Raw genomic sequence first — 13,587 nt, 5'->3', positions numbered from 1 at the left:
TAGTCGACTGAACCGGCACGCGCAGAACGGTAATCGGCGGGTGATCCGCACACGGGGGCTGCGAGGCCACCGGCGCGTGCTCGACAAGTGTCACGACTTCAGATGGACAGATACCCACGCGAGGCGTCAAGGCAGCAGCGGCGCGCGAGAGCCACGCCGGCCGCCTCGTGGGCCGTTCCTCCTCCGATATACAGTGGGAGACACGACTCAACTTCGCCGATCTCCTGGCCTAGCCACAGATAGAGCTCAGTAACAACAGCGTCGTGCACGCGGTAGACCACTCGTTCCCCCTGCTTGCGCGTCGCGCGGAGCGGATCCGCAGTCAGGAAGCCCTCTTCCTCCAGTTCCCCCAGGTTGACGGGCACGATACTGCTGGTTTGCAGACCCGAGATCGGAACTGAGATTCGACGTAAGGGACTCAGTGCGCTCATCGAACGCATCCGATTCGAGCTCCGCCAGAGCGGGCGAGAGCGTACCAAGGGTCGCCGTCGTGGTCGCGTAGTCCATGTCGCTCCATGAAGTGGTCGCGACGTAGTCGCGGTCAGTCTGGTTTGCGGTGACGACCGCACAGATTGGCGCCTGTTCAGCGGAGCCTGACCCGGTCTCCCGGACGGTTCCTGTGGGTTGATCATGCCGCGATGTCGGCGGCGGTGTGAAGGGCTTCATCGTCGGCGGGGCTGAAGTTGTCGAGGCTGGTGGTGCCGGCGGCGGGGGTTGTAGAAGCCCTCGATCCGCTCGAAAATTGCCGACGCGAGTTGCGCCCGGTAGTCCCAGCTGGTTCGGTCGGGTGGCTCGCGTTGCATGGTGGACCAGAACGCCTCGATGAGAGCGTTGCCGCACAGCCCGCACGAACCGGTCGTGTGAAACCGGCGCGCGGGGTCGGGAATGGGCGGCGCGACGCCCGGGGCGAGTGTGACATCGAGCACGCAAAGCATCGGGTCCTCCGCCACCGATCAGAGACACCGCAACGTCCCGGCCAGGTGGGTCAGCGATCCAACGAAACGTCGGGGCACATACGAACGGGAGCTGCGCTAAATCTCTCCGATCGCGAGCCCTAGGCGAAGGTACATCTCGGTTACGGCTTCGTCATTGACGCGGTATCGAACGCGTTGCCCGCGGGTAGCGAGTTCGCGCGGCGGGTCTGCGATGAGCAGCTCGAACTTGAGGAGCTCGTCGATGCCGGTGATGACGGTCTGCTCGGGGAGGTTGAGCGCGTCGGAGATCTCCTTACGCCCACCGTCCGGGTGCGCGCGCAAGTGGCCGATGATGCCGGCCTTGAGCATGCTGCCGAATGCCTTGATGGGATCCTCCGCGGCTTCTGCGTTCGCGGGGCGGGCGACTCTCGGCATGCCTCATTCTTTCGCGGGCCGGGTGTCGCCGTCCAGTGGAACCGTATGAATTAGTTCTACACATTCCGAGTGTATGCATGTAACCTACACTCATGTCAACGACGGACATCGCATACCGTGCCGCTCTCGCGGCCCGCTCGGTGTCCCCCGAAGTTCCGACAGACAACGCCTGTCGACCAGGCGTAGGGTGCGACCCAAGTGCGTCAAGCCCTCCCCGGGGCGACCCGCGCTGCAGCGCTCTGCGTGTCACCCGAAACAAGGAAACCGAACCTTTTCGGTTCGACCCTTTCGTGCGTAGGATGCCCAGGACGGCGTGTCCCCCACGTGTCGCAACTCGCACCGATCGGGGCCGCCCGGTTGCCGGGAGGTGCGGATCATGACGTCACCGAATCCTGGAACGCGCCGCGCCCGCGGATGGGCGATCATCGGCGGCGCAATCCTGCTCGCCGGGATCATCGCGATCATCATCGTCGCACTGTCGAATCAGCGGCCCCCGCAATCCGCCCCGACGGAGACACCTAGTTCTTTCCCCTCCTCGACCCCCGCGGCCACCGATCCAGCAGACGCGGTGGTGGACGCGGCAGCCGAGGAGAACGGTTGGCGGGCTGAACCGATCACCACCGACGCCGAGCGTTACGCGGCCGCCGCGCTCGAGGCCGCTGCGACATTCGACACTACGAAGGCTTCCCGAGACGAATGGCTCGCCTACCTCGACTCGTGGTTCACTCCCGACACCAGGTACAGCTCAGCCCCTGATCAGCAGGCAGAGCTCGAGGCCGCTCAGCTGGAACTACGACAGGGAGTGGTCCTACCCGAGCAGGAGTGGGATTCCCTCGCCGCCGAGGATGGCCGGGTGGTCGCTGTCGCTGGGCGCGTCGTGACCGGTCAGGTCACGGATAACGCATCGGGCGACATGGCGATCGCGACGGCGGATGTCGTTCTGACGTTCACCCGAACGGATGGCGCCGGCGGCGAATCCTCGTTCGAGGAGTCAGTGCGGGTGAGTGTGCAGGTGCTGTGCGGTGCGGGGTCGGTTCCGACGCCGGACTCGGCTCAGCAGGCCGGGGACTGCAAGGTGGTGCGTTACTTCACGGAGCCCGTGGAGCCCTGACATGCCCACCCCGGCCGCTGCCGTCACTGCCCTCGCCGGAACGAGGACGGGACGCAGAGTGGTGGTCGGCATCGTGATCGCCGTCCTGCTCGTCGCGGCGATCGCGCTTACCCCGCTAATCGCGATCCCGTTCGCCGTCATGGGCGCGAGCATGGGCGTCCCCGCCGCCGAGGCACCCGGTGGCGGTCCCGCGGTGAAGGGCGAGTGGGGATACCCGCTCGCCGGCGTGTATACGAAGGGTCGCGGCTTCGGATACGGACCGGTGGTCGGGTGCAGTTATTGCCCTGCCCAGCACCGCGGCTACGACATGGCCCAAGAGTGCGGCAGCACTATCTACGCGGCCGGACCCGGCGAAGTGATCACCGCGGGCGTCTACCTCGACTACGGGAACTCCGTCCGCATCGACCACGGTGCCGGCCTCGTCACGATCTACGGGCACATGCAATGGGACTCGATCCGCGTCAAAGTCGGCGATCCCGTCACCGCAGGGACCGCCCTCGGTGCGGAAGGGAATACTGGACGGTCGTTCGGCTGTCACCTGCACTTCGAGGTCCGCGAGAACGACGTCCGACTCGATCCACAACCGTTCATGGCCGCTCGCGGCCTCCCCCTGATCTGAGAGCAACCATCGGAAGGAACTGCCATGGCCACCCCGCTTCGTATCCCGCTGGACGTCGACGTCCCCGACATCCAACCGGACTACTCGGCCCCCTTCTTCGAAGGCTTCCAAGTCATCGCGTCATGGATCCTCGCCGTCGCCATGCTCGTAGTCCTGGTGATGCTGATCCTCGCTGGCGCCGCCCTCGCCTTTCGTGGGCTGGCATCCGACCGGGTTCGCACCTGGGCGGGAGAGAGCATCATGTGGATCTTCCTGGCCGCCGCCGTCCTCGGCGCAGCCAGCGGTCTGTTCGCGTTCTTCGTGAACTTCGACTTCGGCTTCTGACATGCATGCCGTGCGCATCCTGCTCGCCTCGCTCGCGCTCGGCGCCGGCCTCGCGATCGCCGCGCACGCGCCTGCCCTCGCGACTGGCACCGCTGACCACCCCACAGCTCTCGTCTCGATGGATGCCGCCGCGATCACAGGCGAACCTTGGTCTGCACCCGCTCACCCAGTGGACTGCCGGGCGGCGAGCAATCAAGTGACGTGTACGCCGACGAACCCCGCCGAAGTCGCCGCACAAACCTGCTACCTCGGCGTGCTCGTCACGGGTGAGCGCACCACGGTCTGCACGACGTACGAGGATCACGCGGATGCAATACAGGCCGATGGCGGGAAGGTCGCGCTCGTCGAGTACGGCTGCAGCATCGGGGACGTCGCGTGCATCACCTTTGAGAACGCGGGGCGCGGGATGGCGATGGGGGCGACATCGATGATGTACGCCGTCGCCGCGAACATGCGCTTCGATACCTCGTCGCTGCTGTGGGATGCGGCTACCGGGGAGTGGTCGTTCTGGGCGTGGGCGATCCTCATCGTCACGTTCGGGTCCATGGTGTGGGCTGTGACCGCCGCCGTTGTCTCTGGCGACCGCGGCGAGGTCATCGCGGCGATCGGCCGATCATTCGTCGCGGTCGCGGCCGTTCCGATCACGCTCTGGTTGACGGGGCACCTGCTCAACGCGGTGGATGACATGACCTGGTACATCATGAGCCGCGACGGCCCGTCCGCGTTGTTCGCGACCCTGCAGGGCGTGATGTGGGCAGGCGGGCAGGCGAACTACTTCTTTGCGTTCCTGATCCACGGGCTACTGATGATCGGGATGCTGCTGCTCATGCTGGTGTTCACGTTCCGCAACATCGTCCTGGCCGCCCTCATCGCTGTCGGCCCCGTGGCGTGGATGCTGTTCCCCGTCCGCGGTGTGGGCCCGCAGTGGGTGGTCCGGTACGTGTCCGCCGTCGTGGTGTTGTTGCTGACCGGTCCGCTCACGATCGGGTTCGTCACGCTCATCATCAACGGGCTCTCGGCCGTGAACACGATCTGGGACCCACAGGCATGGCCGCTGCTGTTCGGCCTCGCCCTGGTGGCGTTCGCACCGTTCGCGATCTTCGGCCTGTTCAGCTTCGTCGGCGCGGTCGCCGCTGACGGCGTCGGCTCCCGCCTCGGCAGCCACGCCGGCCACCTCGGTGGTCGCGCGGCACGCACCGCAGTCGCCATCCCCACCCGCCTCGGCAGTGCTCCGGCAGGTGTCGCGAGCAGCGCGGCCAGCCGAACGAGCCGCACCGCGACGACAACAACGAGCGCGGCCAGCGGGGCGAAGACATCGACCGCCCAAGGTGCTAGTTCGCCCGCGAACAAGACCGCCGGCGCGACTTCGACCGCGCCGCCTGCGACTCGCACCACAGCTCCCTCGCGGCAGCAAAGTCACGGGCAATCTGCGCCGCCGTCGTCGCCTCGAGTGGAGAGGACTCCGTCATGACCACGACTCCCGATCTCGCGCGCCCGGTCCGGCTGCCGCGGCGATCCCGGCAGGGGATCGTGATGGGCATGGATGGGTGGCAGCTCACCTTCCTCACAGCCGCCGCAGTCACCGTGCTGGTCGCCGTGAACCGGTTCGGCCCTCCCGGGCTTCTCTATTCCGCCCCGATCTACCTCGCCCTCGGTGGCACCGCTGTCGCCACGATCCATGGGATCTCCGCGCCGCGAATGGGCGGTCTGTGGGTGATGAAGCAGATCCGCCACGCGACCGGTGCGACCGAGCAGCGGTTCCGTCCGGAGCGGCGTGAGCTGGTGGGGACGCTGAATCTACCGGGGGTGCGGGCGTCGATTCAGTTCTGGGACGTCAACGACGTGGCCTGCCTCTACAACCCGCACGAACGAACCGTGTCCGTGACAGCTGAGCTCGAGGTGCAGGGGTTTCTGATGCACGACACCCCTGACCGGTACGACCTCGCCCAGCAGTGGGCGCAGGTCCTCGCCTCCTTCACCCAACGCTCCGGCGTCAAACGGGTCACGCTGCAGGAGCGCACCCTGCCCACCACGATCCGTGCAGCCCGCGAGCACTACGACACCGTCCGCGTCCGCCGTGAACTCGACGCCGCGACGCCGGTCGGGGAGAACTACGAGGAGGTGATGAATGGGTCGGAACGGTTCGCGGTCGCGCACCGCAACTACCTCACCTTCACTCTCGACCTGATCGCGCTCGGCCCGCAGCTGAAGTCCCTCGGCGGCGGCAAGGACGCCATCCAGACCCTCGCCTACCTCGAGGCCAGGAACCTCGCCGACGCTCTGCGGGCCGCGAAGGTCAGCGTCCGGAAGTGGCTGTCTCCGCGGGATGTCGCGGCGCTGGCACGGGTGTCGTTCGACCCAGAGTTCGCCCCTGTCGTGCAGAACCGCGACGACACCCACACGGGCGTCGACCCGGTCGCGCTCGGACCGATGCACCTGGAGGAACCGAGGGGCAAGAACGGTGTGGTCTACACCGACTCCGGGGTCCACACGACCATGTGGGTGCACGAGTGGCCGCGGTCGGACGCGCCGGTCGGGTTCGTCGCGCCGGTGGTGTTCGCCCGCCACCCGCACACCGGCGAAGCGGTGACCCACATCTTCTCCCTCGTCCTCACGCCCGTCCCGGTCTCGAAGGCGCTCAAGCGGATCCGGGACGAGAAGAAGGTGTGGCGAGGGAACGAGAAGCTGCGGGCCAAGCGTGGTGCCGACGGTTCCGCCGCGGATGCCGCGGACTGGGATGCGTTGGAGAAGCAGGAGCAGGAGATCGTCGCCGGGCACGGCGAGTTCCGCTACGGCGCCTATCTCACCGTCACCGCCCCCGATGAGGAACGTCTCGACCAGGCGCTCGCGGGGATGCGCAATGCGCTGTCGCGGGCGGGGATGGAGGCGCAGATCCTGTATTGCCAGCAAGCCGAAGCCCTCATGGTCAACGCACTGCCGGTGGGGTTGGGGATGAAGTGATGGCCCGTCACACCCCGTTTTTCGAGCCGGCCGGCCTCAGCCGGCAGGAGCGTCGTGCCCTAAAACGAACCGCGGCGCCAGGTGCGGACGAACGGACACAGCGGACCTCGCGCCGGGACCGAAGCCTGCCTGAGCCCACGGTGCGAGGGCCGTTCGGACCGGGCCTGATCGACGGCGGCTATTGGAACCTGGCGCCGGCGTGGGTGCCGGCGCATCAGGCGACCTCGCAGCACCTGGCTGGGATCTACCCGTTCGTGGCCGACGCCGGGCTCGGCCACCGCGGCCCCATCATCGGTGTCGACCTGAACGCGGACGCGCTGTGGCACTTCTCCCCGTGGGAGACCTACGTCGACGCCACCGAGCGCGGCACCTTCTCCACCAACATCCTCGTCCTCGGCGCATACAGGGCAGGGAAGTCCGCCGCCGTGAAAACCCTCGTCACCCGCTCCCTCGCCTTCGGCCACCAAGCCGTCGTCCCCAGCGATGCGAAAGGCGAGTGGGTGATCGTCGCCGACGCGATCCCCGGCGGCAAGGTCATCACCCTCGGCGGCGGCACCACCGCCCGGCTCAACCCGCTGGATCGCGGTCCGCGCCGGTCGGATGCGAGCGATGAGCAGCATGAGCAGATGGTGCGGCAGCGGCGCATCGCCACCCTCATCACCCTCATCGAACTCGCCCTCGGCGGGCAACGACTCACCGCCGTCGAACACGCCTGCATCCACGACGCGCTGCAACGCTGCATCACCGACACCAACGACCAGCCCACCCTCCGCGGCGTCTACGACGAACTCGGACGCATGACCGCCGACCCCGGCACCGACACCCGCCTCGCGGAAGCGGCCGTGCAGCCGCGGTTCGTGCTGCGCCGGTTCGTCGAAGGCGACCTCTCCGGCCTCTTTGAGGATGAGTCCACCGTCGCGTTCGACGCGGACGCCCCCATCGTCGTCGTCGACACCAGCGAGCTGTTCGCGCGCGGCGACCTGGTCGCCCAGCTCACCCAGGTGTGCACGACCGCGTGGATTCAGGCGGTGGTGTCGGACCGGTCCGCGCACCGCACCCGGTATGTCATCCGCGAAGAGGGCTGGCGCGACATGACCTCACTGGCCGCGCTGCAGATGTACCAGCAGTGGCTGAAGCTGTCGCGGCACTACGGGATCAGCAACATCGTGATCCTGCACAAGATGGGCGACCTTGACGCGGTCGGAGACGCCGACTCCCAGGAACGCAACCTCGCCTACTCGATCGTCGGCGACATCGAGAACAAGTTCATCTTCCGCACCAACCACCAAGAACAGACCTCGCTCCGCGCCCGGCTGAACATGCCCGCGCCGCACGTCGACATGGCGAGGCAGCTGCGCAAGGGCGAGTTCCTCGCCTACGTCGGCCAATACGCCTACCTCGTGGACTGCTTCGCGACGTCCACGCCATGGGAGTACGAGCTGTTCAAGACCGACGACGCCGTCCGCGCCTCCGACCATCAAGACCCCGCCCAACTCACCGTCCTCGCTCCGGACGAGTTGGACGAGTACTGGCCCGCCCCCGCCGACACCGGTGTGGACGGGTGGCTCACCCCCACCAAGGAGTACCAATGACCACCCCACGCGCGTACGCGACCGTCACCGGTCCCACCGCCACCTTCACGACCCCCGACGGTCACACCGAACCTCTCATCGTCGGCGCCGACGAAGACATCCGGCAGGTCATCGTCGCCCGCACCGCCGAAGAAGCGCGCCGCAGCGGCGAACCGGTCGAGCTGGTCACCGCCGGCGACCGCGGCACCCACCGCCTCCTCATCACCCTCACCGGCGACATCACCGAAGCCCCCGACGTCGACGCCTTCGCGCCCACTGAGGCCGACGACTCGGACGCTCCCGAGGAGACGCTTCGCCGCGACATCCGATCCACCGAACCTGCACCTGAAGCACCCCTGGAAGAGGAGCCGGAGGCGGAGGTGCCGGCACGCACCTCCTTCATCACGCCACACAGCGGACAGGAAACTGCGACCGCCGGATGGCGCGGAGCCCTTGCGAGCCTCGGCATCACCGTGAAGCCGTCAGCTGCCGAGATGGCGCGACGGGAGCGAGAGCAGGTCGTTTCGAGGCAGTGGGCCGGATGCCGAACCATCGCCGTCGTCAACGGCAAAGGTGGCGTCGGCAAGACCATGACCACCGCCATGCTCGCCGCCGTCTACGCGCGGTTCGGTGGTGGGAACGTGCTCGCGTGGGACAACAACGACACCCGCGGCACCCTCGGCTGGCGCACCGAACAGGGCCTCTACGACACCACCGTCCGCGACCTGCTCCCTTCCGCCGAGGAACTCCTCGGACCGGCCGCGGGAGTGTCGGATATCTCCCGGTTCGTGCACCACCAGACCACCGACCGGTACGACGTGCTCCGCTCCAACCCGGAACTGCTCGCGACGGATCAGCGAATCGAGCACTCCGAGTTCGACCTGCTGATGCAGGTCGCCGCCCGCTACTACCGGCTCGTGATCTTCGACTCCGGCAACGACGAATCCGCCGAACGCTGGCTCCGCATGGTCGACTCCAGCTACCAACTCGTCATCCCCACCCTCGCCGCCCCCGAACCCGCCGAATCCGCCTCCCTCCTCCTCGACGCACTCCGCCGCCGCGACGAACGCTCCGCCCACCTCGCGGAGAACGCGGTCGTCGTAGTCACCAACCCGGAACCAACCCGGCGACTCGAGGTGGACCGTATCGTCGACGGGTTCACCGGCCACGTCCGCCAGGTCGCAACCATCCCGTTCGACCCCGCACTGAAGTCCGGGCCACTCCGCTTCGACGCACTGCGTGCGGCCACCAGGGATGCGTGGGCGGCGGTCGCCGCCCACGCCGCCACCCAACTCTGAACCGGACGGGAGTCGGCTGATGTTTGAGGGGTTGCTGGGCAGGATCGCCGCCGTCGGGGTGGCCGCCGCGATCCTGCTCAGTCTCCTGTTCGCCTTCCTCGCCGAAGCCACCACCCAGCTCATCTGCGGCACCCGCCCCACCCCCGCCAACCTGTTCTCCGGACTCTGGCTCGCCCTCACCGGCGACCCCACGACCTACACCGCACCCACTGACTGTGCTCTGCCCGTCTGGCAGATCCGCGTCCTCGACCTCGTCGCGCTCCTGCTTGTCGGCGCGATCGCGGTGTGGGCGCTGGCGGCGTACCGGCGATACCGGCACTCAGACCGGTCCTTCCTCACCGACCTCCGCCTCCGCCCCGGCTTCGCCCCCGCATCCGAGATCCGCGACCACCTCTCCGCCAAAGCAGTCCTCCGCCGCGCCACGCAACTGCGCCCCGACCTCGCGAAGCCCGGACCGTCCGACGTCGGCTGGCGGGTCGGACGCTCCCGTGGCATGGACGTCTACGTCTCCATCGAAGACTCCGTCGCCCTCGAAGGCCCACCCCGCTCCGGCAAGGGGTACCGGGTGCTGATATCCGCGATCCTCGACTGGACCGGACCGCTCATCACCACATCCACCACGAACGACAACCTCACCGCCACGATGCGGATGCGGCAGCGCCGCGGCGACGTCCACGTGTTCGACCCGCAAGGCCTGTCTGGCATCCCCCACCCGCTTCGCATCTCACCGATTGCCGGCTGCGAGAACCCGCTCGTGGCGATGCAGCGCGGCACCGCGATCATCACCGGCACCGCACTCGGGGCCTCGCAGACGAACGGGGAATGGGCGCAAGCCTCCGGAGTCGTCCTCGGCCGCCTCCTCCACGCTGCCGCCGTGGGTGGCCGGTCGATCGCCGACATTTACGACTGGGGCTCCAGCCCACACCTCGCGCGCGCCGCGGTCGACGTGCTCCGCTCCGACGGCGCGCCCGGGTGGGGCGACAGCCTCGAGGCCACCATCGCCGGCGACGAGAAGCTCGCCTCTTCCATCTGGTTTGGCGTCCAAGGCGCCGTCGCACCCCTGGCCGTCCCGCAGATCCGCGACGCCCTCAACCCCGGCCCCGGCGACCGCACCTTCGATCCGCGCACCTTCCTCGACGACGCCAACACCCTCTACCTGATCGGCTCCGCCTCCGGGGCATCCGCGATGGGCGGCTGGCTGTCTGCGGTGCTGGACGACATCGTCGAGGTCGCCCGCATCCGCGCGCTCGCCTCCCCCGGCTCCCGGCTGCCGCACCCGCTCGGGCTGATCCTGGACGAGATCGTCAACATGTTCCGATGGGGAAACCTCCCTCGCATCATGGCCGACGGTGGCGGCCGCGGAATCTGCACCTTCGTCGTCCTTCAAGCGCTCTCCCAAGCCGAGACCGCCTGGTCGCGTGCCGAGGCCGACACGATCTGGGCTGCCGCCACCGCCAAAGTCATCCTTGGGGGCGCGAGCCACGTCGATCACCTCCGCGATATCGAAGCGCTCCTCGGCAGCAGGGAAACCCGCCAGACGAACCGGTCCTGGTCCACCCGCGACGCGGGGCATTCCACCAGCGAGCACCGGGAACGGGTCCCGTTGATGTCGGTCGACGAGATCCGGCGGATGCCGCAAACTGCGGGCCTGCTCGCCTACCGCAACCGTCGCGGGGTGCTGCTCGAACTCACCGGCTGGGACGAGCGCCGCGACGCCGCCGACATCCGCAGCACCAAAGCCGCCACCGAAGCCGAACAAGCCCAGGTCTTCCGCACCCCCGCACCAGCACCGGCATTGGACCCTGAACCGGCCGTGGAGGAGGTGCCCGAGTGAGCAATTCCCGCCGCCCAGCCAACACCGACCGCTCCTACCGCACCGGCTACTTGAAGTCGCCCGCGTGGTTCGCACGCCGCGACCGGTGGTTCCGCACACACGCCCGCACCGGCATCCCCCTCACCTGCCAAGCCTGCGGGCACCCGGCGACATCAGCCGAGCTCGAGCTGCACCACACCGACTACCACGGCGTCGACAAGGACGGCGGGCAGTGGCGCGCCCGCGAGCCTCACGGCGACCTCGTGCCGCTGCATCCCGGATGCCACGAACTGCTCCACCGCCTCATCGACCGCGACACAGTCCTCTCTCGCGGCCGCGATCGGCGCACTGCCTCTGCCCTCGCGCTAGACCGTCTCCGCGCGAAGCTCGCCGAGCTGGATGGTGTGCCCCATGGGTAGCGACGAGGACGTCAGCAGGGCCGAACAAGCATTCGCGGCCGGTTTCACCGGTCCACGCGCCAGCCGGAATGTGTCATCCGAGGCGATCGGGGCACACATCGTCGATTGGTACACCCTCCCCGACGCCACCGCGGCCGATGAATGGGATCGCTTGCGGCGGTGGGTGGAGTGGGTCACCGTCCGCTACAACATCCCGCAGACCGTGATCCCCGTCTGCTGGTACCAGCACAGCGCGCTCGTCGAAGAACTCTCAGCCATCCACACCGCGCATCGCGCCATGTTCGACCGCTCCGACGCCGGCTTGGGACCGATCGGTTGGCACGAACGCTTCGCCATCGCCCTCCCCCGCCTCGCCAAGGCGTACGGCGGCGGCTGCAACAACGGACACCAAGCTTCGAAGCCCCGCACCTGGCCAACCCCGGGCGCGGAATGGGACGCGTGGACCAGCCAGGCCCACGCCCACCGAGACACCCACCCGGGTGACTCACAACGAAAGGAAACCCACCCATGACGACCAAGATCCCGGTCACCATCGAGGGCAACCTCACCGGCGACCCCGAACACGGCACCGGAGAGTCCGGCACCGACTACGCCAGGTTCACCGTCGCCGTCAACGACCGACGCCTCAACGAGAGCACGCAGCGATGGGAAGACGCCGGCACCGTCTTCCACCGCGTCGTCGTCTTCAACCAGCAGGCCCGGCACGTCGCCGACTCGCTCCGCAAGGGCGATAGCGTCCTCGTCGCCGGCGACCTGCGATTCGGCACCTACGTCGACAAGGACTCCGGTCAGACCCGCGAAACCCGCGATATCGTCGCGGACAACGTCGGTGCCTCGCTGAAGTTCTCGGGCATCGCTGTCGAGCGCAGCCCAAAAGCTGACGGCCCCGCAGCAGAGGCTACGGGGCCGTACGTTGCGCCGGTGGCCACCGGCGCAACAGTCGCTCGCTGAACCCTCGCAAGAAGGAGCGGGCGGGAGTCATCGTACTCCCGCCCGCTCCTCCATCTCCACGACTTCGCTGCGTCCCCGCCTGCCGGTAGGACAAATCCTGTCGCGAACCAGCTCATGCACGACGTCAACGCAGCCGCGCCCGGTGACGCCCAAGGGGCCGCGCGTTAGGGTCTGTCGGCTCATTGCTCTATGACTTGAACGAGGACGGCCTTCGGCGGCGTTGTTTCGTTCACCTCAAGGATTGATGCCCCGCCACGCCTGGGCATCGTAGGGTGGTCGCGACGTCGCATCGCCCGAGGCCGTCCCCAACTGCCGTTCGAGGGCACGCACCACCCCAGGGTGCGAGCCGGACCTGTCCCCAACAGGCCCGGCGTCGCGACCGTCCGGTCCCCTCGGGCTGCTTGGTTGGTGCCTGGCTGGCTCGAGGGGGCTGTTTTGCGCGAGCACAAGCTCGCGGCAAGTAGGTGTTACCCAGGTGCGAAAGCCTCGCGGAACGAGATCCCCAGAACCTCCCCAGTGTCCCGCTCGGCGTCGCTGAAAGCTACGGTACCTGTCCCCCATTCGGGGGACAAGTTGAAGCCCGCTGATGTTTCCTCAAGGTTCCCGCAAGAGTGGTCGATAGGGGGCGGGGAGTGCCCTGAGGCGTCGCCGTCGAGCGCAGCCCAAAAGCTGACCGCCCCGGTCCAACAGTTACTCGCTAAACCCTCCACAAGAAGGGATCGGGCGCGAATCGCCGTACTCCCCCGCTCCACCATCTCCTCGGCTCCGGTCGATCGGCCTAAGCTGACGGATCCGGCGTGGTCTGAGCAGTGACCGCGCTTCGCCACACCCAACACCGCTGCTCTTTGCCGGCCACCTGGAATCGGATCGCGACCGCCCGATCGGTCCACGCACACGCTTCAGCGAGCACGCGCGCAGGTGTTCCCCCGAACCGCACCCATGCCTCGACCGTCGCCGGCTGCGGATCCTTCGTCATTGGGAGAAGATCTAACTCGAGCTCGCTTCCGGTCAGCGTCTCCAGGCGCCCGGACTTCGCAAGCCGCTCCAGAATGCGCTGGTCCATCCGCCTGTCGATCTGCTCGGCGTATCGACGATTCGTAGTCACCGACCCCGGGACCTCCCTCCCGGCCAACAACCGAACTCTATCGCGCATCGAAGTTATGTTCTATTC

The 13,587-nt window shown here is 67.8% G+C and carries 14 protein-coding genes; 11 read left to right on the top strand and 3 right to left on the bottom strand.

The features are described 5' to 3' along the window. Positions 1-98: 98 nt before the first annotated feature. The 3 genes from ACFQ0P_RS07515 to ACFQ0P_RS07505 form a co-directional block, all read right to left on the bottom strand. Positions 99-431, bottom strand: a complete 333-nt coding sequence (locus tag ACFQ0P_RS07515; protein ID WP_204977975.1) for a hypothetical protein — start codon at positions 429-431, stop codon at positions 99-101. A 231-nt stretch (positions 432-662) separates the two neighbouring features. Beyond that, positions 663-926: a hypothetical protein gene (locus tag ACFQ0P_RS07510; RefSeq protein ID WP_204977973.1), complete on the bottom strand. Its 264-nt coding sequence runs from the start codon at positions 924-926 to the stop codon at positions 663-665. A 105-nt stretch (positions 927-1,031) separates the two neighbouring features. After that, positions 1,032-1,349 carry a hypothetical protein gene (locus ACFQ0P_RS07505; RefSeq protein ID WP_204977971.1) on the bottom strand — a complete coding sequence of 106 codons (318 nt, stop codon included), beginning with the start codon at positions 1,347-1,349 and terminating at the stop codon, positions 1,032-1,034. 376 nt (positions 1,350-1,725) lie between these two features. Between ACFQ0P_RS07505 and ACFQ0P_RS07500 the strand changes: the two genes are divergently transcribed. The 11 genes from ACFQ0P_RS07500 (at position 1,726) to ACFQ0P_RS07450 (ending at position 12,416) form a co-directional block, all read left to right on the top strand. After that, positions 1,726-2,460 (top strand): hypothetical protein, encoded by a 735-nt coding sequence (locus tag ACFQ0P_RS07500; protein ID WP_204977969.1) that lies wholly within the window; start codon positions 1,726-1,728, stop codon positions 2,458-2,460. Between the two features lies 1 nt (position 2,461). Next, positions 2,462-3,079, top strand: coding sequence for a M23 family metallopeptidase (locus tag ACFQ0P_RS07495; RefSeq protein ID WP_204977968.1), 618 nt, complete (start codon positions 2,462-2,464; stop codon positions 3,077-3,079). A 24-nt stretch (positions 3,080-3,103) separates the two neighbouring features. Then, positions 3,104-3,403, top strand: coding sequence for a hypothetical protein (locus tag ACFQ0P_RS07490; protein WP_204977966.1), 300 nt, complete (start codon positions 3,104-3,106; stop codon positions 3,401-3,403). A 1-nt stretch (position 3,404) separates the two neighbouring features. Continuing rightward, positions 3,405-4,874, top strand: coding sequence for a hypothetical protein (locus tag ACFQ0P_RS07485; protein WP_204977963.1), 1,470 nt, complete (start codon positions 3,405-3,407; stop codon positions 4,872-4,874). Further along, complete coding sequence (locus tag ACFQ0P_RS07480; RefSeq protein WP_204977961.1) at positions 4,871-6,364, top strand: SCO6880 family protein; 1,494 nt, start codon at positions 4,871-4,873, stop codon at positions 6,362-6,364. Before ACFQ0P_RS07485 ends, ACFQ0P_RS07480 begins: the two co-directional genes overlap by 4 nt. A gap of 140 nt (positions 6,365-6,504) precedes the next feature. Beyond that, positions 6,505-7,956, top strand: a complete 1,452-nt coding sequence (locus ACFQ0P_RS07475) for a hypothetical protein (protein WP_204977959.1) — start codon at positions 6,505-6,507, stop codon at positions 7,954-7,956. Further along, positions 7,953-9,233 (top strand): ParA family protein, encoded by a 1,281-nt coding sequence (locus ACFQ0P_RS07470; RefSeq protein WP_204977957.1) that lies wholly within the window; start codon positions 7,953-7,955, stop codon positions 9,231-9,233. The genes ACFQ0P_RS07475 and ACFQ0P_RS07470 overlap by 4 nt, the downstream gene beginning before the upstream one ends. A gap of 31 nt (positions 9,234-9,264) precedes the next feature. Next, positions 9,265-11,067 (top strand): type IV secretory system conjugative DNA transfer family protein, encoded by a 1,803-nt coding sequence (locus ACFQ0P_RS07465; RefSeq protein WP_378771790.1) that lies wholly within the window; start codon positions 9,265-9,267, stop codon positions 11,065-11,067. Beyond that, on the top strand, positions 11,064-11,465 hold the full coding sequence (locus ACFQ0P_RS07460) for a hypothetical protein (protein WP_204977953.1): 402 nt from the start codon (positions 11,064-11,066) through the stop codon (positions 11,463-11,465). Before ACFQ0P_RS07465 ends, ACFQ0P_RS07460 begins: the two co-directional genes overlap by 4 nt. Next, a complete protein-coding gene (locus tag ACFQ0P_RS07455; RefSeq protein ID WP_204977951.1) occupies positions 11,458-11,976 on the top strand; it encodes a hypothetical protein in 519 nt (172 codons plus the stop codon). Before ACFQ0P_RS07460 ends, ACFQ0P_RS07455 begins: the two co-directional genes overlap by 8 nt. Next, a complete protein-coding gene (locus ACFQ0P_RS07450; protein WP_204977949.1) occupies positions 11,973-12,416 on the top strand; it encodes a single-stranded DNA-binding protein in 444 nt (147 codons plus the stop codon). The genes ACFQ0P_RS07455 and ACFQ0P_RS07450 overlap by 4 nt, the downstream gene beginning before the upstream one ends. Positions 12,417-13,587 lie beyond the last annotated feature (1,171 nt).

This window comes from Microbacterium insulae (genome assembly GCF_042677065.1).
Taxonomy (GTDB): domain Bacteria; phylum Actinomycetota; class Actinomycetes; order Actinomycetales; family Microbacteriaceae; genus Microbacterium; species Microbacterium insulae.
Note: the sequence above shows the minus strand (reverse complement) of the source record. Positions and strands in the feature narration are given on the sequence as shown.